Raw genomic sequence first — 17,661 nt, forward strand, 5'->3', positions numbered from 1 at the left:
CTTGGACTGTTAGCGCTGCTACCATGGCTTGTGTCCTGTTCCTGCTCATGTCACCGGCGCCGAGTCTAAAGCGATGTCAGCGAGGGTCGACTGATCCATGTCAGCGAAAAAGGCGCGCTCGGCCGAGCGAAGACGCGCCTTCAGGCGGCAGCGACCGTCAAGCGTGCAGGCGCCGCCGTCAGCGCCGAGACATTCCACGAGCGGCTGACCCTCTTCGAGCAGGCGCACAACGGTGCCGAGCCGGATCTCGGATGCGGGCCGGGCCAGCGCCGCACCGCCGCCGCCGCCGCGGCGCGTCTCCACCAGCCCGGCCTGCGCAAGGCGCTGCACGATCTTCGCCAGATGGTTGCGCGACAGCCCAAACTCGGCTGCCAGATCTGCGGTCGAGAAGGCGCAATCAGGCGCGCTCGCCATGCGCATCAGCATGCGCAGGCCGAAGTCGGTGAAGGAAGTGAGGCGCATCGCCGCGAATATCCCGTATGAATTGGTATTTACAATACCTATTATCAGGTTTAGCATTGATTGCAAGACCCGAACCGCGAGGCCGTCATGTCTACCGCCGAACCATCCGCACAGATCGCCTCCGCTCGACCGGAAATGACGGCCGCCATCATGGCGGAAACAGGCCTCGACGAGGAGATTCTGCGGGACCTTGTCCATTCCTTCTACGACAAGGTCCGCCGCGATGCGGTGCTCGGCCCGATTTTCGCCGCGCGCATAACCGACTGGGGGCCACACCTCGAGCGCATGGTCGCCTTCTGGTCCTCGGTCGCGCTGATGACCGGGCGCTACCACGGCCGCCCAGTGCCGGCACATACGCCGTTGCCGATCGATGGGGCGCATTTCCAGCGCTGGCTGGGACTGTTCCGCGAAACGGCCCACGAGGTCTGCACACCGTCAGGTGCCTTGCATGTCATTGAGCGAGCCGAACGCATCGCCCGCTCGCTCCACATCGCGGTCAAGGAGGCGCAGGCCGCCCCCGACGCCATCCCTGCCCTTCGCTGAAGAAAGAAAGGATGCCCGAATGTCCGATGCTGCCCCGACCCACGACGCCGCCGACCTGACCCGCCACATCGAGACGCGGCATCACGCCCGGCACCGACTGCAGTTGTCCGAGCTCGTCAAACTGGCCGAGATGGTCGAGGACCTGCACGAACCCGACCGCGACGTACCCGAAGGGCTGACCTCCGTCCTGCGCCGCATGAGAGGCAACATGGAGGTGCACATGAAGAAGGAAGAACTCTTGGTCTTTCCGCTGATCCGCCAGGGCGGCGGGGCAGTTCTGGCCGAGCGGATCACCCATATGCGCGCCGACCATGACGACCACGACTGCGAGATTGCCAAGATTCGCCACCTGACCGACAATCTAACTCTGCCCGAAGGGGCCTGCACACCCTGGGCAACGCTCTACGAGGGACTGGCAGAGTTCATCGCAGACCTGAGCGAGCATATCCGGCTGGAAAACGACGTGCTTTTCCCGCAATTCGAGCCTGAAAGCGCTGCCCATGTCTGAACTTCATTTTCCGCAGACAACCCGCGCCCATACCGAGCGACGGCACGCCCTTGCACCGGAGACCGACGACGCCTTCCGCGCCTTCTCGAAGGCGGTATTCGCCGAGGGCGCGCTTGATGCGCGCACCAAGCAGATCATCGCTGTCGCTGTTGCCCATGTCACGCAATGCCCTTGGTGCATCGAAGGTCATGTGAAAGCCGCCCGCAGCGCAGGCGCCACGCAAGAGCAGATCATGGAGGCGATCTGGGTCGCAGCCGAGATGCGCGCAGGCGCAGCCTTCGCCCATTCGATCAAGGCACTGGACTTAATGGAGGACGACGCCGCGGGATGACGAACGCGCCGGATATCGACCACGCACGGGTCTATGACGATCTTGGCAAGACACAAGGTGCTCGGCTGCTGGTCGACCGTGTCTGGCCGCGCGGTGTCAGCAAGGTCGATCTCGACCTCGACGACTGGATCAAGGAGGTCGCCCCGAGCGCCGACCTGCGCAAGTGGTTTGGCCACGACGCGGACAAATGGGAAGAGTTCCGGCGCCGCTATCGCGCCGAACTGGACGAGAACGAAGAGGCGGTGGAACGCTGCCTCGCCTGGTGCCGGAGGGGCCCGATCATCCTGCTCTACGGGGCGAAGGACCGCGATCACAATCAGGCCGTGGTGCTGCGGGAATATCTGCGCGAGAGGCTGGCGAAGGTGGACGCGACATGACGGACTGCCTGCATCCCGCGCTGCGCACACCGCTCTGCGACCTGCTGGGCTGCGATGTGCCGATCCTGCTGGCCGGCATGGGCGGCGTGTCGCGTTGGGAACTGGCGGCGGCTGTGGCCAATGCCGGCGGCTATCCGACGCTCGGCATGGTCCGCGAGGCGCCGGAGTTGATCGAGCGCGAAGTTCAGGCACTGCGGGCGGCGACCGACCGGCCCTTCGCGGTCAACCTGATCCCGGCGGCGACCGACCCGGACCTGCTCGACGCCCAGATAACCTGCAGTCTCGACCTCGGCGTCAGGGCCTTCTCGTTCTTCTGGGACGTGGTGCCCTCGGCTGTGGAGCGCGTGAAGGCGGCGGGCTGCCTCGTCCTGCACCAGATCGGCACGCTGCAGGCGGCGCGCGATGCCGAAGCAGCCGGTGCGGACGTGCTGGTCGCGCAGGGCATCGAGGCGGGCGGGCATGTCCATGGGCGCACCGGCGCCTTCGCGCTGACCGCCGAGGTCCTGGCCGGAACCCGGCTGCCGGTCGTCGTCTCCGGCGGGATCGTCGATGGACGGGGCCTCGCCGCCGCCCTCGCCATGGGGGCGGCGGGCGTGCATTGCGGCACAACATTTCTCGCAACCACCGAATCCTTCGCCCACGACATGCACAAGCGCCGACTGGCGGTGGCGCATGCTGCGGACACGGTTCTCACCGACGTCTTCATCCTGAACTGGCCACGCGGCGCAGCCGTTCGCGTTCTGGCCAACAGCGTGACGGAGGCGCTCGGCGACCGGCTTCTGGGCCACGACCCCGAGACCCTGCCGCGCGATCCCATCGCCTGGGACGAGGGCGTGCCCCGCCCGCGGTTCAGCACGGATTCGCCGCTGCGTACGACGACGGGGGATTTGGAGGCGATGGCGCTTTATGCCGGTCAGGGCGTGGGCCAGATCACGGACGTCGTTCCCGCCGACGAGCGCCTGCGCCGGATGGCGGACGAGGCGGCAGCCTTTCTGGGTCGCTTCCGGTTCGACGGTTGCGGGCACACGGAGGCACGTCATGGCGGGGAATGACGGGTCCGAGGGCCGCTACGCCTCTCCGCCCTGCATGGCGGGCGAGATCGCGCCCGACTATTTCGACCCGCTGGGCGTCGACCCGGAACAGGCGCGCGATGTGGCGCGCTGGCGCAGAGCCGAGCGGGTGCGACTGCGCGCCGAACGCCAGGCGCTGAGCGTAGAGGCGCGCGGCGCCGTGGGGGCCGCGTTGTCGGGTCACCTGCGCGACCTTCTGGCAGACCAATTTGGCGACATGCGGGATCGCGTCTTCTCGGCCTACTGGCCGATCAAGAGCGAGCCCGACCTGCGCCCCCTGATGGCTGATCTGCACGGGACGGGCGTCCAGGTCGCGCTGCCCCTCGTCGAGGTCAAACAGGCCCCGCTCGTCTTCCGCCGCTGGACGCCGGAGACACGCATGGTGCGGGGTGACTGGAATATCCCGGTTCCGCCGCCGCAGGCAGAGGTCGTGACGCCGGACGTGACGCTCGCCCCGCTTGTCGGTTGGGACCGGGAAGGCTATCGGCTCGGCTACGGCGGCGGCTACTTCGACCGCACGCTCGCGCACCTGTCGCCGCGTCCCTTCGTCATCGGCATAGGCCTGCAGGCGGCCGAACTCGCGACGATCTACCCGCAGCCGCACGACGTGCCGCTTGACGCGATCATCACCGAGGATGGTTTGCAGGTCATGCACCTGCCCGAGCCTGCGGAACAACCCATGGAGGGAACGCGATGGCCCTGAAACATGCCACCCCAGGCGAGGTCGTCGATCTCCGCCCGCTCGGGCCACGGCTCTCCGCCGCCAGAACGCATGCCATCGTCCGCACATCGAGCTTCGAAGCGGTGCGCTTCATCGTGCCTGCAGGTGTCGAGATCCCCTCGCACAGGGTTTCCGGCCGGATCACCCTCCAATGCATCGAGGGGCACACACAGCTCGGGCTAACTGACGAGACAATCGACTTGCGGGCGGGCGATTGGGTCTATCTCGACGGCAATGAGCCGCATTCGGTCAAAGGCATCCAGGATACATCGCTGCTCCTGACAATATTGTTCGAGCCCGATGGCAGGACACCGAAGCCAGCTCCGGAATAGGCAAGTCCCGGGTCAAGTACCGCGGCCCTGCATCCCAAGCTGCGCCAAGCCCGGACGGCAACGTTTCCTGCGACCGACGAACACACTCCGGCGCCAGATTAAGGCAATGGAGAACTATTTTCCTGTTATTTATCAGTCTTTTGCTACTGAAAGAGCGTCCGACCTCGATCTCCTGCCATCCCGCATTTGCCCATCAGACCATAATCAGCAAGGGGATGCCCGTTACTGGAAAACCGGTCAAACGGCCCTACGAAATCAGGCTTGCAACAAGTGAGGATGTGCAAATCATGTGCAGTTCGAACTGAAGGATCTCAAAGTGTAATAAACCAGATCCTGGCGCAAGAGCAGCGAAATGGTAGTTTCTCCCCCGTGTCGGCCATTCCGCCGCCACCAAGATTTCGCTAGCGCCGCGAATGTTCGGCTCGGTGAGCTGCAACGCAGCGCAGCCTAGTGTCGATGAACGACTGGTAAGGTCCGTCACCGCCGCCCTAACCTCCCCAACCGTGCCAGTTGCGCCAGCATTTTTGATCCTGAGTCTGCGGATCCTGTGCCGCCTCCGGAACCCGCCTGTCCCATGCCTTGCCGCACTGGCATTTGCTGCACGCCAAAGAACTGCCGCGCCCTGAGGGCTGCGTATTCTGCGCCGCTTGCACCGCCGATCAGATAGCGGTTGTAGGCTTGCTGGCTGCCCATCACTGCGCGAGCGAAGCTGTAGCCGCCGCCGAGACCTCCGGAGAGGGCGGGCATCATGATGTTGCCGGAGATCGCGCGGACGATAAAGGGTGTTGCGATTATGAACCCTTTGGCCATGAGGACCATCATAAAAAAGGGGATGAGCGCGCCGATGTTGGAAGCCCCTTCCGGATCACCCAACTCGCCTATGAGAGCCGAGGCCACCCCGGTGATGGTCGCGAAGACCCCTGCGACCACGATAGGGTAGATCGCGAAGGAGATAAGCGCGGATAACCAGCGCGCGAAGTAATCCTTGGTCACCTCGAACAGCGTCAGGAAGATCATCACTGGCGCGATCCCGATCAGGAGCGCGATCATCAGTCGGGAGGCCACGAGGATGAAGGCGGCCAGCCCGCCGAGGATCGAAAGCAGAAGGACGCCAACGATGTCCAGCATGGCCCCGGCCATCCAGTTCAGCTCGGACCCGGCGGCATTGAGGTAGTCGCCGAGTTCAGCGATCAACCGGTCGAATTCTTCCGCGAAGGTACCAGAAGGGCCGGGAGTCCCACCCCCGACCGAAGCCACGAGCGCCCCTGCAATGCTGTCGATCCCGGTCAGGATGGCGGAGGAAAGCGCGTTGAACTGCATCCAGTTGGTCGCGAATATCCCGATGAGCCCGATCTTGACCGCGATCCAGAAGGCCGTGTGCCCATCCATGGCCCGATATTGATAGATCATGTTGATTCCGACGAGGATCACCACCAGCGTTGTCCCCAAAACCAGGAGCGTGCCGACCGTTGCCGCAACCGCACCAAACTGGGTTTCGGCAGCGGTATCGAGATAGGCTTGGGAGGTTTCAACGAAATAGGTGACGACGCTCATCGGGGATCAGCCTTACCAATTACCTGCGGCGTCGCAGATGGCCTTGGCGGCAGGGCGGGCGGCGTTGGCGCGGCGGTTGTAGGCGTCCGAGGCCTGCAGCATCTCCCATCGTTCGTCACTCGCGTGGACCTCGCGAAACATCGCCTCGGCATCGTCCCAGGACGGGAACCGGATCTCGCAATCGCAGCTGCCAGTCTCGACGATGCGCTCAAGGTTTTGGGCACGGTATATATCTTGGACCAGCACGCGCTGATAGGCTTGGCGCAGGGGGATTTCTTGCATCCAGCTAAGTTCAGTGGGGCGGTCCGGACAGACATCGAAGCGGCGCTCCAAGGTAGGGACTAGGTCGCGCTCGGCGAACGCGGGGGTGAACGTCAGGCTGAGGCCGAGGGCGAGCGCAGCCAGGATGAGGCGAAACCGCGTCACTCTCATGCCGTGACTCCAGCGGCTGTGGTCTCACGCTTCAGGAAGACCGTGTGTCCCACATTGGCGAATTCCGAGGAGCTGATCGACACCACCTCCCAGCCTTCCGCACCTTTGGCATTCAGGCTGGCTTGCATGTCGGCAAGGCTGGTTTTGCGGGTCATGGGAAAGGACAGGATAACGTATTCAAAGGTCTTCATAGGGAAGTTCCAATCTCATTAGCGCCGGGGAGGTAGAATTCCGTGATGCCGCGTTTGCCGTCATGCCGGCCTGCCTGGATGATCACATCGATGGAATTTTCGATGTACTGGATCATGTCGGCATAGGTCATCGGGATCTCGGTCTTCAGTGCTGCGATCGCAAGCCGCTGCACGGCCAATTGCGGGGTTTCGGCATGCAGCGTGGTCATGGACCCGCCATGGCCGGTGTTGATGGCTTCCAGAAAGGTCATGGCCTCTTTGCCGCGCACCTCGCCCAGGATGATCCGGTCGGGGCGCATGCGCAGCGTGGCGGTGAGAAGCACATCGGCGGTCTGGAATTCCGCGTCACGATTGGCGATGAGGGTCACGGCATTGGGCTGCGTCGGCAGCAGCTCGGCGGCTTCTTCGATGGTCACGATGCGTTCCTCGGATGGCACGTGAGATAGGATCTTGCGCGCGGCCACGGTCTTGCCGGTGGAGGTGCCACCCGAGACGATCATGTTGAGTTTGTTCTCGACGCAGAATGCGAGCGCGTCATCGATCAAACCCGCGGCCACCACGGCGCGCAAGGCGCGCTTTTTTTCGACGCGCAGGTCTTCGAGCTTGCGCTCTTTTCCGTAGAGGAAATCGAGCGCAATACCCTCGAGTGGCAGGCTTGAGAAGAACCGCAGGCTGATCGACATGGCCGAGAGCACGGCGGGCGGGGTGATGACCTGTGCGCGGATCGGGCGACCCTTATAGGTGATCGAAACCGAGACGATGGGGCGGACCTTGCTCATCGTGGTATTGGCCGATGAGGCGATCTGGTTGCCGAGGTCCCTGACCTGAACGCCCGTCAGCCTCTGGTCCAGCGCGCGCATGAAGTGATCACCCTGGAATTCTCCCCAGCAGGTCCCGTCGGGGTTGATGCAGATCTCGATGACATCGTCGCGGGCGGCGGCGTTAATCCGGTCGAGCGAGGTTTCGAGATAGCTCAGCGACATGGGCTCAGAATATCTCCAGATCGCGGTCGACCATGACCGTGACGCGGGCGCCCTGGTCGACATAGATGACGGGGCCGATGGAGAGGTAATCGCCAATGACGCTGTCCGTGGCATCTGCCAGATCATCGCCCACGTCTTCGAGAACGTCGGCGGCAGTCTCATCCTGGACCTCGGAGGCGGCGGCACTTGGGGCGGCCGAAATCAGCGAAATCAGGGCGGCCGACCCGAAACGCTCGGCAAAGCGCGTGTCTATGAGGCCGGTGACGCCGGAGCGGCCCAGTTCATCGCCCCCGAAGGAGCTGATCTGGACGGTTTGGCCCGCGGGCAGGATGATCCGGTCCCAGGCGATCGTGACGCGGCGCTGCGCGATATCGACGCCCGAGCGATAGCGCCCGATGAGACGGGATCCGCGCGGGATCAATAGGCGCGCGCCATCGACGCTGTAAACATCCTCGGACACCACGGCACGGGTCTGGCCGGGCAGGGAGCTGTCGAGGGCGGTTTCCATGACGGCCTGGATCATGGTGCCCTGGATGATGGTGTTGGAGGGATTGGCGATCACCTCAGCCTGCGTCACCGTCGAGGGCAGCGCGCCGTTCAGCACGAAATCCGTCACCTCGCCGAAGGTGCGTTCGGTCAGAGCCGTTTCATTCGCTCCGGAGGCACCGCCAAAAGCGATGGTGGGCGAGGCGATGCGCCGCTCCTGGAAGGCGCGTTCCTCCGCGGCGCGGCGCTCCAGCTCGGCCATGCGCCGGGCTTCTTCCTCGCGGCGCAGTCGCTCTTGCTCGCGTGCGCGCAGCTCATCTTCCGTGGGGCCCGCTGGGGCGGGTTGCGGTCGGCTGGCCTCGAGTTGGGCCAATTCCAGATCCATGCGGAGTTGTTCAAGACTTCGATCCCGCGCCGTCAGTTCGTCCTGAAATCGTTGCTGCGCTGCTTCCGAGGCAGCTTGCAGCGCCGCGATTTGAGCGGTCAGCGCGTCGATCGCCTCCGCGGCGGCGGTGTCTTCCTCCACGACCGGTTCGGGGGCGTTGCGCAGCTCCTCGATCTGGGCCTGCAGGGCGGTGATCTGTGCCAGAAGCTCTGCGTTGGGCTCGACGGGGTCTGGTCCGACGAACACAACCTCGGGCTCGGGCGGGGGCAAGGTCTCGATAGCGCCAAAGCCATCCCCTTCGTTTTGGAAGACGTCCGGCGTGGCCGTCGGCAAGGCTTCCTCTTCTTCGGGCTGTGAGAGGAGATAAAGCAGTGCACCACCCGCGCCGATGACGAGGACCACGACCAGCGCGAGAAGGGGCGACCGGCGCTGCGCCGCTATGGGCGCGCGGGCACTGCCTTTCTCAAGGGCGGCGAGGCGCCTTTCCAGCTCGGTGTTCTCGGTATCGCTCATGAGGCCACCTCCGCGGGCGGGATCGCCTCGATGCAGACCACTTCTTCGCCAAGTCGCAGGACCCATTGGCGGTTCACGCCGCTGACGCGGATCACGCCGTCTTCAGGGGTTTGCGTGTTGACCGTGCGTTCACGGCCGCCCGCGTAGCGGAAGATCGCTGGCACAGGTGCGTTTCTCGGAAACGCGAAATACGTGAACGTCCCGTCATCCCAGATGCGGGTTGGCGTAAACTCGGTCCGCGCGCTGGCACCGTAATTGTAGTTTGGCGCTTGGGCGGCGATGGCCCGGGTCGGGCGCGCAGCGTCGTCCGGATAGCGGAACTGCACCACGTAGAAGGTCGGGCTGCGGAGCTCCTCGACGTTGAAATAGTAGCTTCGCCTGTTCGTGTAGACCGTCACATTGGTATGGACGCCGCGCGCGACGGGCTTGATTGCAAATGCCTGACCACCGGGCACGCCATCGATCTCAAACCCTTCCGTGTCGCCCGCGATGATCGAGCGGATGCTTTCGCCCTCCCCGAATTCGACCGTGGTGACATGGGTGAGCGACACGTTGAGACGGTAGACCTGACCCACCTGGTAGGTGGCCAAGCGCACTCGGCTGTCGTTGGGACCGCCACGCGGGATGGCTTCGGCAGAGGCGAGGCCGGGCAACAGGGCAATGACAAAAATAAGCAATCTTATAAACAACAACGTCAGTTCTCCAATCTGTCGGAGCGGATGGAATATTCGAGGACCGTGAAGCCGAAGGGGTTGGTCCAGACCTCGTCGATGGACCGGCGGGTCTCGGGACGGAACTCGAAGAGAAGCGTGGCGGTGAAGAGCCCGGTCTGGGTGCCGCCCAATGATGTCAGACGCTTGCGCAGGCGCACCGTGGCGCGGTTGGTGCCGATGCGACTGATGCTGAGGATTTCCACGTCGAGCCGGGCATTGGGGCCATAGACGGTCGGCGGATAGTCCTCATTTGCGCTGTTCCAGATCTGGCGCAGCCCGCTCTCGGCGGCCCCGTCCGAGCGGCGCAGGACGCTGCGGATGCGCAGATCGTTATCGAGCTGGTTGTAGACCTCCCGGTCGGTCACATAGCGGAAGACTTCTGCCTCGATGATCGCCTGGTTGGCGGTCACCGAAGTCGCGCCCACCGACGCCTCGGGGAGTGCAAAGCCGGTGGCGGGATCATAGGGGACAACGACGGGGGGCGGATCGACATCGAGGATCGAGACAGCCGCGGCACTCAGACAGCCGATGATACCGAAAACAAGGCCCATCAGGGCAAGGCGTTGCCAGAGCCGTTCGCGGCGCAGGGCACCGTAGACCAGTTCTTCCTCGATGATTTCTTGTTCAGTCGCCACCCGTCATGCCCCCACGATCAGTCTGCCCGGAGGTCTGGCAAGGTGAAATCCATGAAGCGCTGCTCTTCGGCGATGGTGGCGGCATCGATCACGCCGCCGGTGCCGTCACCCACGGTTTGAATTGCTTCCAGTTGCCACATCGCCACGAGGGCGATGGCCAATTCTGCTGTCACGCGCGTGTTGAGATCGACGCTTTGCTTGAGTTCTTCCATGTCGTCGATGAGCCCGACGAGGCGGTCTACCCGCTCGAGCGATTGGCCGGCATCTTCATAGCTGTTCTGGGCAGCGGCTGAGACGAGTGCGCCGGTTGTGGCCTGCGTCGCCACGCGGTTGGCCCCGGGATTGCCGCTGGTGGCCATTTCCGAGAGCGTGTCTTCATCGAAGCCGAGATCGGCCAGCACCCGGTCCATCTGGGTTTCGATTTCGCCTGCGCCGGAGCCCAAGAGGCCCGAGAAATCCCCAGTCTTGATCGCCTCAATCGTGGTGAGGATGTCGCCGAACTCCTGGTCGAGCAGGCCATTGAGTTCGTCTTCCATCTCGGTGCGGATGATTTCGGGAAGCTCGGCAAGTCGGGTGAGGGCCTCGTAGGTGCGCTGCAATTCGCCAAGTTGATCCGTGAGAAGGCCGAGCTGTTCGCGGAGCTGCGTCAGTTGCTCGTTTTGCAGGATCTCGTCTTCGATCATCTGCCGCAGCTGCTGGATGTTTTGCGCGATGTTCTGGGTGTCGACGACCGGTACACCTTGTGCTGCGGCAGGGGGTAGGGCGCTGAACTGCAAGCCAACGCCAAGTGTCGTGGCCAAGGCCGTCCTCACGAGCAAATGTCCCATCATTCAATCTCCCTGATCGTAAAATCCATGAACGCGCCTTCGGCCATGCGGGCGCTGGCCTGGGCCAGCTCCTCGGCAGAAAGGACGCGGGTGCGTGCCGCCTGAAGCCGGATGCGTGCAGCGACGAGGCGCACGAGTTCGGCGCGGGCATAGGTGTTGAGTGCGATGCTTTCCTGCACGTCTTCAGTCTCGGAAATCCGTTCGACGATGTCGGAAATGCGCAGGGCGGCTTGGCGGATCGCGGCTGGTGAGTTGCTGCCATAAAAGGCCGCCCCATGACCCGTGAGCGAGAGGTTGGCATTGGCCAGAAGCGCGGGGTCGATCGTGCCAAGCGCATCGATCCCGCCGATACGGCTTAGATAGAGATTGTAGCGTTCAGGGATGACCGACACGTAGTGCTGGGTCTCGCGGAAGGGTGGCACGCCGCCATACTCGAAAACCCGGCCGGGTCCGGCGTTATAGGCCGCGAGCGCGTTGATGATGTTGCCATCGAATGTGTTGAGTTGGGTCGCGAGATAGCGCGCGCCGCCATGCACCTGCAGGTAGGGGCTGTCATAGTATTCCGGGTTGATGCCGAGATCGCTGGCCGTGCCAGGCATGATCTGGGTGAGACCATAGGCGCCGACGGGAGACCGTGCCCCAATGGTGAACCGGCTTTCCTGCCAGATCAGCGCTTGCAGCAACGCGCGCCATTGGACGGGGGAGAGCCCTGCGCGGCCAACACCCGCAAAGCCGCTGGTCTCCTGAGCCACGCGGATGATGAGCTGCTCGATGGTCTCAGACGCATCCCCGAACATCTGTTCACCGCCGGGATTGGGGTCAATCTCGCCCGTGCCATAGACGGCTTCCACCGAGCGGTCGGGATCGCCGCTGCCGCTTTCCAGCCCCGAGACCATCGCGGGCAGGCCTTGCCCCCCGAAGCTGGTCTGAGCATCGAGAATGCGTTGCAGGGTTTCCAGCTGTTCGCGCTCGATCTCCGCGATGAGTTCGCGCACGGCAAGCTTGTCGGCCTGAACGGCCAAGTCAGCCTCGCGATCGCCGGTCTCGACGATATCGCGCGCGGTCAGCCCGCTGTCATTGGTCGGCACACCTTGGGACAGGGCGAGACCGGGCATCAGGCAAAGCGCCAGGATATGCGAGAGCCTAGACTTCAATGTCGTCCTCCGGCGCGCCGAGCGGTGCGAAGTGGCAATCCTGGGCTGTCGCTGCCGTCGAGGCGAGAAAGGAAAAGCAGTTGGCCTGCGGTTCGCGATACTGCGCACAGGAAGCGAGCAGGCCGAGTGCGGTCAGGGACAAGAGAATACGGATCATGAAAACCTCCAGAAGTCCGTGCGGTCGCGGTAATCGGTGCCAACAAGCGCTTCGCCCTTTTCCATGCCGCCAAGGATGGTGAGATTGGGCCCGAGAGCACTGAGATCGGCATCGACCACGATCGAGCCCTGATCGTCGCGGATCAGCGCCAAACGGCTGTTGCTGCCCGTGTTGAGAAGGACGTCGAGCTCCTTCTCCGTTAGGTTCAGCATGGCGTAATCCGCAGGCTGCGCGCGGATATTGGGCAGCAGGATCTGCGTCGGCACTGCTTCGACGATTGTCTTGCCGGTCCGGGTGCGCTCGAGCTGGCTTGCGTATTGCGTCATCATCACCGCGACGGTGTTCTGCTTGCGCGCGGTCACCAGCCAGTTCGACAGCCGTTCGGCGAAATACGCGTTATCGAGGGCCTTCCAGGCCTCGTCGATCACGATGATGGTGGGGCGGCGATCCTCGATCTCGCGTTCGACCCGGCGGAAAAGATAGGAGAGAACCGCCATCCGCTCCTTGTCGGCCTCGCTGTCGAGAATGCCGGTCAGATCGAAGCCCACCACATCGCCTTTGAGCGAGAACGTGTCCTCGAGGCTCTGCCCGAAGATCCAGCCATAGCGGCCGTCTTCGGTCCACTCGAGCAGGCGCTGTTGCAGATCGCCGCCATCATCGGTGGACACAAAAAGCGATGCGAAATCCCGCCAGTTCCGCAGGGCCGGGTTTGTGGCCTGCGCGTTCTGGCGCACGACTTCCTGGATGCGATTGGTCTGTGCCGGTGTGAGCGGCTTGTCAGCGCGGTAGAGCAGTGTGGCGAGCCAGTCCGAGAGCCAGGCGGTGCCGCGCGCATCGGTCTCGGTCCAAAGCGGGTTGAGACCCGTGGGCTTCCCGGCGTTCAGGGAGGCGTAGCGCCCACCATTGGCGCGCACCGCCATTTCCATGCCGAGGCGGTAGTCGAAGACGAAGATCCGGGCGCCCGCGCGACGGGCCTGGGTCATCAGGAAGGCCGAGAGCACGGATTTGCCCGACCCGGGCCGTCCCATGATCAGGGTATGCCCGCTGGTGGGTTCTTTGTCGGGCGAGCCTTGCTCGTGATAGGAAAACCGGTAGGCGCTCTGCTCCGGCGTGGGCAAATATGTGACGACCCGGCCCCAGGGCGTTTGCGCTGCGGGTTTACCGAGCTGCGTCCGGTGGAAGGCTGCGAAATCCGCGAAGTTGCGATTCGTGACGGCGCTGGCGCGGACGCGCTTGGGCTGGTTGCCGGGATGCTGGCTGAGGTAATGCGCCTTGGCCGCGACCCGCTCGCCGATCATCTTCACGCCTTCGGTCGCGGCGGCGTTTACGATCTCCGCGCTTAGGGTTTGCAGCTCTTCGAGCGTGTCGCAGAAGAGCGTCACGACCATATGGTGTTCGCCGAAGCTTTGGCGCTTGGCCTCGAGATCATCGGCGGCGATATCGAGGGCTTCCATGAGCGAGAGGGCCGCGTCCTGGCTCGCCTGCATCTGCCGCTTTTGCCGCTTGATACGGCCCGCCATGAGGTTCGAATTGATCGGCGTGAAGGAGTGGGTGACGATCATGTCGACCGGTAGGTTCAGCATGTCGAACATGGTGCAGGAGGTGCCTTCCGAGTATTCCCCGATGGTGAAGCTCTTGCCGTAGCGATGGCCCACGACGCCTTCCGAGAGTTCGAAATGATCGCCGTGGAACGTCACGCGGGTATTGGCGACGTTGACGGACAAAAAGCCGTAGATGTTTGCAGGGTAGAGCGGCAGCTCGGTGCCCGTGTTCAGCGCGCCCAGAAACCCCACCAATTCCCCCGATGCAGCCGACAGCAGGCGCGGTTTGAGCTCTGTGAGGCCCGAGAGGAAGACGTTCACGGCCTCGCCAAGGCGCTGCAGGCGTTTGCGGGTCTCCTCTCTCAGACGGTCCGGCGCGCTGCGGCTGAGGAACGGCAAGAGGCTTTTCGGGGGTGGGCGGTGAATGACGGTGAGCGTCAGCGTCTTGTCGCGCAGCCCGCTGGTCTCGAGTTTCGCGCGCCAGCGCCGGTCGACCTCTCCTGCGAAGCTGTCCTCCCGAATGGGGTCCAGATTCGGTTTGATCGCCTTGGAGACCTTGTGGACGTAATAGCTGAATTCCGGCCCAAGTTGCGCGACGATGCGGGCAAAAAGCGCTGTCACCTTGTCGAGATAGGCATCATCCGTCGTGTAGCTGTTGATCCCCTCGAGCCGTATGCACCGAAAGAGCTCGTTCACCCGGGTGCGCACGGTCTGGTCATCGACGAGGCTCACATAGGGCAGCATATGCGCGAGGCGGGTCTCGCGCGCATACCAGTCTGGCGTCATTGTGCGGAGGTCGAGCGCTTCATCACGGGGCATAGCTGTCCCCGCCATGGATGCTGCGGTTGCGCGTGGGCGGTGTCTCCTGCAGCGCCGTCATCATTACGTCGATGAAACGCGGGTCCCAATCCGCGGCCTTCCACAGCACTGGATAGAGTAGGGTGGCGACAGCCAGCACCGCGATGTGCTGGACCCAGACGAACAAGAGTACTGAGCCGAAGAGCCAGACCATCGCATACATGATGGGCAGGCCCAAAAGCTTGGGCGGGCGCACGAGACCCAGGAAGAGGGGCGAGCGTTCAGCCATGGAAAACCTCAGCTGGCAAAGACCGCGGCAACGATGGTGGGGGCGGCCGCGACACCAGCGATCCCTACGAGGACCCAAAGCGCTTGGCGCAGATCGATGATGTTGAAGAACCAGCTCAAGAAAACGCCGAGGACCGCGAGTGTGGCGATGACGACGCCAAGCGGGCCGGTCAGCGCATCGACAATGCCCTGCAACAAGCTCTGGATCGGGGAGAGATCGATGCTCTGCGCAAGGGCGGGTTCGGCAATGAGCAGGAATAGCGCCAGCGAGGCGACAAAGAGGTTTGAAATCTGTCTCATGAATTTGATCCTTCCAATCGGGCCACGACGGCCAGGACGCGGGCCACGTGGTTCTGGGTTTCTCGGTAAGGGGGAATGCCACCGTGTTGGCGCACTGCGTCTGGCCCCGCGTTGTAGGCCGCCAGCGCCAGGCGCGGATCGCCAAAGCGCTCCAACATCATCGCGAGGTAGCGGGCGGAACCGTCGAGGTTCTGCAGCGGGTCACGCGGATCGACGTCGAGATCACGCGCCGTCGCTGGCATCAATTGACCAAGGCCAATGGCACCTGCACTTGAAATCGCATCCTGCCGGTAGGCGCTTTCGACCTCGATATTGGCCCGATAGAGAGCCAGCCAATCCCTCACGGAGAGCTCTGCGCGGCGCAAACCGGGATGGCTGGCATAGCGCAGGGCCGTTGCCTCGATGCCCAGGAGAACGTCAGCGCGGGGCAGGGGTGCTGGCTGGGCGAGTGCCGCAAACCTCAGTGCGTCAGGCTCGGAAGCTGCCTCAGTCTCACCAAGAATGGCCAAACCATCGGAGGCCGATCCCTGACCAACGCCGTCATTGTAGTTCCGGGCAAAACCGCTCTGAGACCGGGACGGGGTCAGAGAGCCGTCGCTCTCCATGATCAGGACCATTTGCGCTGAGGCAGGTGCTGCGACCAGCCAGAGACAGACGAGGTTAGTTGTCAGCGCCCTTGTCTGATGGGGCTTTGTCTGGCGGGGCGAGTTTATGCGTGCGGCTTGTACCCGCCTTAAGCGGCAGGTCGACATGCGCAAAGCCAAGGCCAATGAAGAAAGACACCACGCCGGAGATCGTCTTGAACTCGCGGATCTTGATATCGTTGTAGGTCGTCCGCGTGCGGGCGGTGACGAGGAGCTTTTCCACCCCGTCATCAGAGACAACGCGCATGATCCAGACCCCGTAATAGCTGGGGCCTTTCTTATGTGCCGACTCCTGGCACAGGATTTCTGCGCTATAGCCGCTTTCCACGAGCTCGCGGAACCTGGCTTCCGTAACCACATTTGGTGCTTCGATGTCCCAGTTCATGGCCCGGCTCACGCTTTCTCCAATGGCGCGACCCTGGGCATTCCCACTTGAAGCCCAGAGTTACGATAGTATATTATCAACCGCAAGATGTAATATCGTGCTTTGGCTGTAGTTTGGTTACCCAAACACTAGTCACGGCCAATGCCCACGATCAAGGAGATAACAGGTTTGAGAAACCCAAGGTTGACAGGCCTGCTCCCATTGCAAGCTTTGGCCCTTCTGATCTGCGCCCCCGGGCCGGGTTTCACGGAATCCTGCCTCGCACCGCCCCGGCCCTTCCTGCCAAGCGATTCGCAAGCGGCCCGTGACTATGCGGACATCATCCGTGGCGATTTCGAAGGCTACATCCAGGATATCCAGAGCTACTTCCGTTGCCTCGACAGCGAACGCGCCCGCGCCTTCGAGGAAGCGCGCGAAGTCAGCGAGGACTATGGCCGATTTCTGCAGCTGGTGGGGGATTGATGGGTCACGAGGGATGCATCAGACTTGCACCCCATGAAAACAGGACGCCGATAACACCCCCAAATATCTACTTTTTAGATAACGGATTTCATCCGCTAGCGACGTCACAAAAGGTATGTGACGCGTGGCAAATACAATCAGAAGCAGGGGACAGGTGGCACTCTGTCAGGCGTTGGTCGACGCGCGTGTCAAAGCGGGCCTTGGTCAGAAAGACTTGGCGGACAGGCTCAGATGCCACCAATCCCTTATTGCCCGTCTTGAAAGCGGTCAGCGCCGGGTCGACGTCGTCGAACTGGTCGTTCTGGCGCGTGCCATCGGCTTTGACCCGTTCGAGGTTCTGGCGATCGTCGAAGCCGCCACGGAGCCCGACCACAGGATTTGAAGCATTTAATTGATTGAGAACGCGGGAGCTGAATTCATGCCGTGCGAAGGTCGTTACCACGAGGGCGAACAGTAACCGATATTAACGAGGCTCGGCATGCGGTTGCAGCAAGCGATTTGAGATCCAGGCTGCTGTCCACAACGCCGAATTGTAGGAAGTTAGTAAACAGTGAACGAAGATGAGATCGAAGGCGTCGCGATAGCGAATTTGATCGGGACGGATGGGTGTAGCGTTGTCGGTTGGGTGTATCGCTGGAATACGGGCGCGCTGGCGGTAATGTGGGACGTCAACGGCCCGCAGCTGGTTTCAAAGTGTCGGCCTGATCTCAGTGACGCTGAAAAGCGAGAAATCGACTTCGGTGGATTGGCCGAAACTCCGACGCTCGCCAGCTGGCAGGATCAGTCATAACAGGTCGAAGCCAATCGAGGATATCTTTTCATAAAGCGGTGCCTCGGGCAGAGTTGACTCTGAGAGTGTCTGCGACGAA

The 17,661-nt window shown here is 62.9% G+C and carries 26 protein-coding genes; 10 read left to right on the forward strand and 16 right to left on the reverse strand.

Annotated features, from left to right (window positions below; all coding sequences use genetic code 11):
- Positions 1-45: 45 nt before the first annotated feature.
- Positions 46-462 carry an Rrf2 family transcriptional regulator gene (locus ACSSV4_RS12705; RefSeq protein WP_454275544.1) on the reverse strand — a complete coding sequence of 139 codons (417 nt, stop codon included), beginning with the start codon at positions 460-462 and terminating at the stop codon, positions 46-48.
- An 87-nt stretch (positions 463-549) separates the two neighbouring features.
- On the opposite strand from ACSSV4_RS12705, the gene ACSSV4_RS12710 reads away from it, so the two are divergent.
- From ACSSV4_RS12710 to ACSSV4_RS12740, 7 genes are read left to right on the forward strand one after another with little or no spacing between them, the layout of a single operon-like run.
- Positions 550-1,005, forward strand: coding sequence for a group III truncated hemoglobin (locus tag ACSSV4_RS12710; RefSeq protein WP_306006842.1), 456 nt, complete (start codon positions 550-552; stop codon positions 1,003-1,005).
- A 19-nt stretch (positions 1,006-1,024) separates the two neighbouring features.
- Positions 1,025-1,513: a hemerythrin domain-containing protein gene (locus ACSSV4_RS12715; RefSeq protein ID WP_306006841.1), complete on the forward strand. Its 489-nt coding sequence runs from the start codon at positions 1,025-1,027 to the stop codon at positions 1,511-1,513.
- Positions 1,506-1,844: a carboxymuconolactone decarboxylase family protein gene (locus tag ACSSV4_RS12720; protein WP_306006840.1), complete on the forward strand. Its 339-nt coding sequence runs from the start codon at positions 1,506-1,508 to the stop codon at positions 1,842-1,844. Before ACSSV4_RS12715 ends, ACSSV4_RS12720 begins: the two co-directional genes overlap by 8 nt.
- Positions 1,841-2,221 (forward strand): DUF488 domain-containing protein, encoded by a 381-nt coding sequence (locus ACSSV4_RS12725; RefSeq protein WP_306006839.1) that lies wholly within the window; start codon positions 1,841-1,843, stop codon positions 2,219-2,221. The genes ACSSV4_RS12720 and ACSSV4_RS12725 overlap by 4 nt, the downstream gene beginning before the upstream one ends.
- Positions 2,218-3,273, forward strand: coding sequence for an NAD(P)H-dependent flavin oxidoreductase (locus ACSSV4_RS12730; RefSeq protein ID WP_306006838.1), 1,056 nt, complete (start codon positions 2,218-2,220; stop codon positions 3,271-3,273). Before ACSSV4_RS12725 ends, ACSSV4_RS12730 begins: the two co-directional genes overlap by 4 nt.
- A 34-nt stretch (positions 3,274-3,307) precedes the next feature.
- Positions 3,308-3,994: a 5-formyltetrahydrofolate cyclo-ligase gene (locus ACSSV4_RS12735; protein WP_454275545.1), complete on the forward strand. Its 687-nt coding sequence runs from the start codon at positions 3,308-3,310 to the stop codon at positions 3,992-3,994.
- Positions 3,985-4,344 (forward strand): cupin domain-containing protein, encoded by a 360-nt coding sequence (locus ACSSV4_RS12740; protein ID WP_306006836.1) that lies wholly within the window; start codon positions 3,985-3,987, stop codon positions 4,342-4,344. The genes ACSSV4_RS12735 and ACSSV4_RS12740 overlap by 10 nt, the downstream gene beginning before the upstream one ends.
- 477 nt (positions 4,345-4,821) lie before the next feature.
- Here the strand turns inward: ACSSV4_RS12740 and ACSSV4_RS12745 are convergent, their stop codons facing one another.
- From ACSSV4_RS12745 to ACSSV4_RS12815, 15 genes are read right to left on the reverse strand one after another with little or no spacing between them, the layout of a single operon-like run.
- Entirely contained in the window at positions 4,822-5,898 is a 1,077-nt protein-coding gene (locus ACSSV4_RS12745) for a type IV secretion system protein (protein ID WP_454275546.1), read from the reverse strand.
- 12 nt (positions 5,899-5,910) lie between these two features.
- Positions 5,911-6,330, reverse strand: coding sequence for a hypothetical protein (locus ACSSV4_RS12750; RefSeq protein WP_454275547.1), 420 nt, complete (start codon positions 6,328-6,330; stop codon positions 5,911-5,913).
- Positions 6,327-6,521 (reverse strand): hypothetical protein, encoded by a 195-nt coding sequence (locus ACSSV4_RS12755; protein WP_421087270.1) that lies wholly within the window; start codon positions 6,519-6,521, stop codon positions 6,327-6,329. The genes ACSSV4_RS12750 and ACSSV4_RS12755 overlap by 4 nt, the downstream gene beginning before the upstream one ends.
- Complete coding sequence (locus ACSSV4_RS12760) at positions 6,518-7,504, reverse strand: ATPase, T2SS/T4P/T4SS family (RefSeq protein WP_454275548.1); 987 nt, start codon at positions 7,502-7,504, stop codon at positions 6,518-6,520. The genes ACSSV4_RS12755 and ACSSV4_RS12760 overlap by 4 nt, the downstream gene beginning before the upstream one ends.
- A 4-nt stretch (positions 7,505-7,508) precedes the next feature.
- Entirely contained in the window at positions 7,509-8,888 is a 1,380-nt protein-coding gene (locus tag ACSSV4_RS12765; RefSeq protein ID WP_454275549.1) for a TrbI/VirB10 family protein, read from the reverse strand.
- A complete protein-coding gene (locus tag ACSSV4_RS12770; RefSeq protein ID WP_454275550.1) occupies positions 8,885-9,580 on the reverse strand; it encodes a TrbG/VirB9 family P-type conjugative transfer protein in 696 nt (231 codons plus the stop codon). The genes ACSSV4_RS12765 and ACSSV4_RS12770 overlap by 4 nt, the downstream gene beginning before the upstream one ends.
- A gap of 2 nt (positions 9,581-9,582) precedes the next feature.
- Positions 9,583-10,236 (reverse strand): virB8 family protein, encoded by a 654-nt coding sequence (locus ACSSV4_RS12775; protein ID WP_454275551.1) that lies wholly within the window; start codon positions 10,234-10,236, stop codon positions 9,583-9,585.
- A 17-nt stretch (positions 10,237-10,253) separates the two neighbouring features.
- Entirely contained in the window at positions 10,254-11,063 is an 810-nt protein-coding gene (locus ACSSV4_RS12780) for a type IV secretion system protein (RefSeq protein WP_454275552.1), read from the reverse strand.
- Positions 11,063-12,178 carry a lytic transglycosylase domain-containing protein gene (locus ACSSV4_RS12785; RefSeq protein ID WP_454275581.1) on the reverse strand — a complete coding sequence of 372 codons (1,116 nt, stop codon included), beginning with the start codon at positions 12,176-12,178 and terminating at the stop codon, positions 11,063-11,065. Before ACSSV4_RS12785 ends, ACSSV4_RS12780 begins: the two co-directional genes overlap by 1 nt.
- A 28-nt stretch (positions 12,179-12,206) precedes the next feature.
- Entirely contained in the window at positions 12,207-12,374 is a 168-nt protein-coding gene (locus tag ACSSV4_RS12790; protein ID WP_454275553.1) for a hypothetical protein, read from the reverse strand.
- Complete coding sequence (locus tag ACSSV4_RS12795; protein WP_454275554.1) at positions 12,371-14,734, reverse strand: VirB4 family type IV secretion/conjugal transfer ATPase; 2,364 nt, start codon at positions 14,732-14,734, stop codon at positions 12,371-12,373. Before ACSSV4_RS12795 ends, ACSSV4_RS12790 begins: the two co-directional genes overlap by 4 nt.
- Positions 14,724-15,002 (reverse strand): type IV secretion system protein VirB3, encoded by a 279-nt coding sequence (locus tag ACSSV4_RS12800; RefSeq protein WP_454275555.1) that lies wholly within the window; start codon positions 15,000-15,002, stop codon positions 14,724-14,726. Before ACSSV4_RS12800 ends, ACSSV4_RS12795 begins: the two co-directional genes overlap by 11 nt.
- An 8-nt stretch (positions 15,003-15,010) precedes the next feature.
- On the reverse strand, positions 15,011-15,301 hold the full coding sequence (locus tag ACSSV4_RS12805; RefSeq protein WP_454275556.1) for a TrbC/VirB2 family protein: 291 nt from the start codon (positions 15,299-15,301) through the stop codon (positions 15,011-15,013).
- Entirely contained in the window at positions 15,298-15,918 is a 621-nt protein-coding gene (locus ACSSV4_RS12810; RefSeq protein WP_454275557.1) for a lytic transglycosylase domain-containing protein, read from the reverse strand. The genes ACSSV4_RS12805 and ACSSV4_RS12810 overlap by 4 nt, the downstream gene beginning before the upstream one ends.
- A 43-nt stretch (positions 15,919-15,961) precedes the next feature.
- A complete protein-coding gene (locus tag ACSSV4_RS12815; RefSeq protein WP_454275558.1) occupies positions 15,962-16,330 on the reverse strand; it encodes a hypothetical protein in 369 nt (122 codons plus the stop codon).
- 210 nt (positions 16,331-16,540) lie between these two features.
- On the opposite strand from ACSSV4_RS12815, the gene ACSSV4_RS12820 reads away from it, so the two are divergent.
- The 3 genes from ACSSV4_RS12820 (at position 16,541) to ACSSV4_RS12830 (ending at position 17,582) form a co-directional block, all read left to right on the forward strand.
- Positions 16,541-16,792 carry a hypothetical protein gene (locus tag ACSSV4_RS12820; RefSeq protein WP_454275559.1) on the forward strand — a complete coding sequence of 84 codons (252 nt, stop codon included), beginning with the start codon at positions 16,541-16,543 and terminating at the stop codon, positions 16,790-16,792.
- Between the two features lie 124 nt (positions 16,793-16,916).
- Complete coding sequence (locus tag ACSSV4_RS12825) at positions 16,917-17,174, forward strand: helix-turn-helix domain-containing protein (RefSeq protein ID WP_454275560.1); 258 nt, start codon at positions 16,917-16,919, stop codon at positions 17,172-17,174.
- A 168-nt stretch (positions 17,175-17,342) separates the two neighbouring features.
- Positions 17,343-17,582, forward strand: a complete 240-nt coding sequence (locus ACSSV4_RS12830; protein ID WP_454275561.1) for a hypothetical protein — start codon at positions 17,343-17,345, stop codon at positions 17,580-17,582.
- Positions 17,583-17,661 lie beyond the last annotated feature (79 nt).

The sequence above is a fragment of the Roseovarius sp. MBR-154 genome, assembly GCF_053628595.1.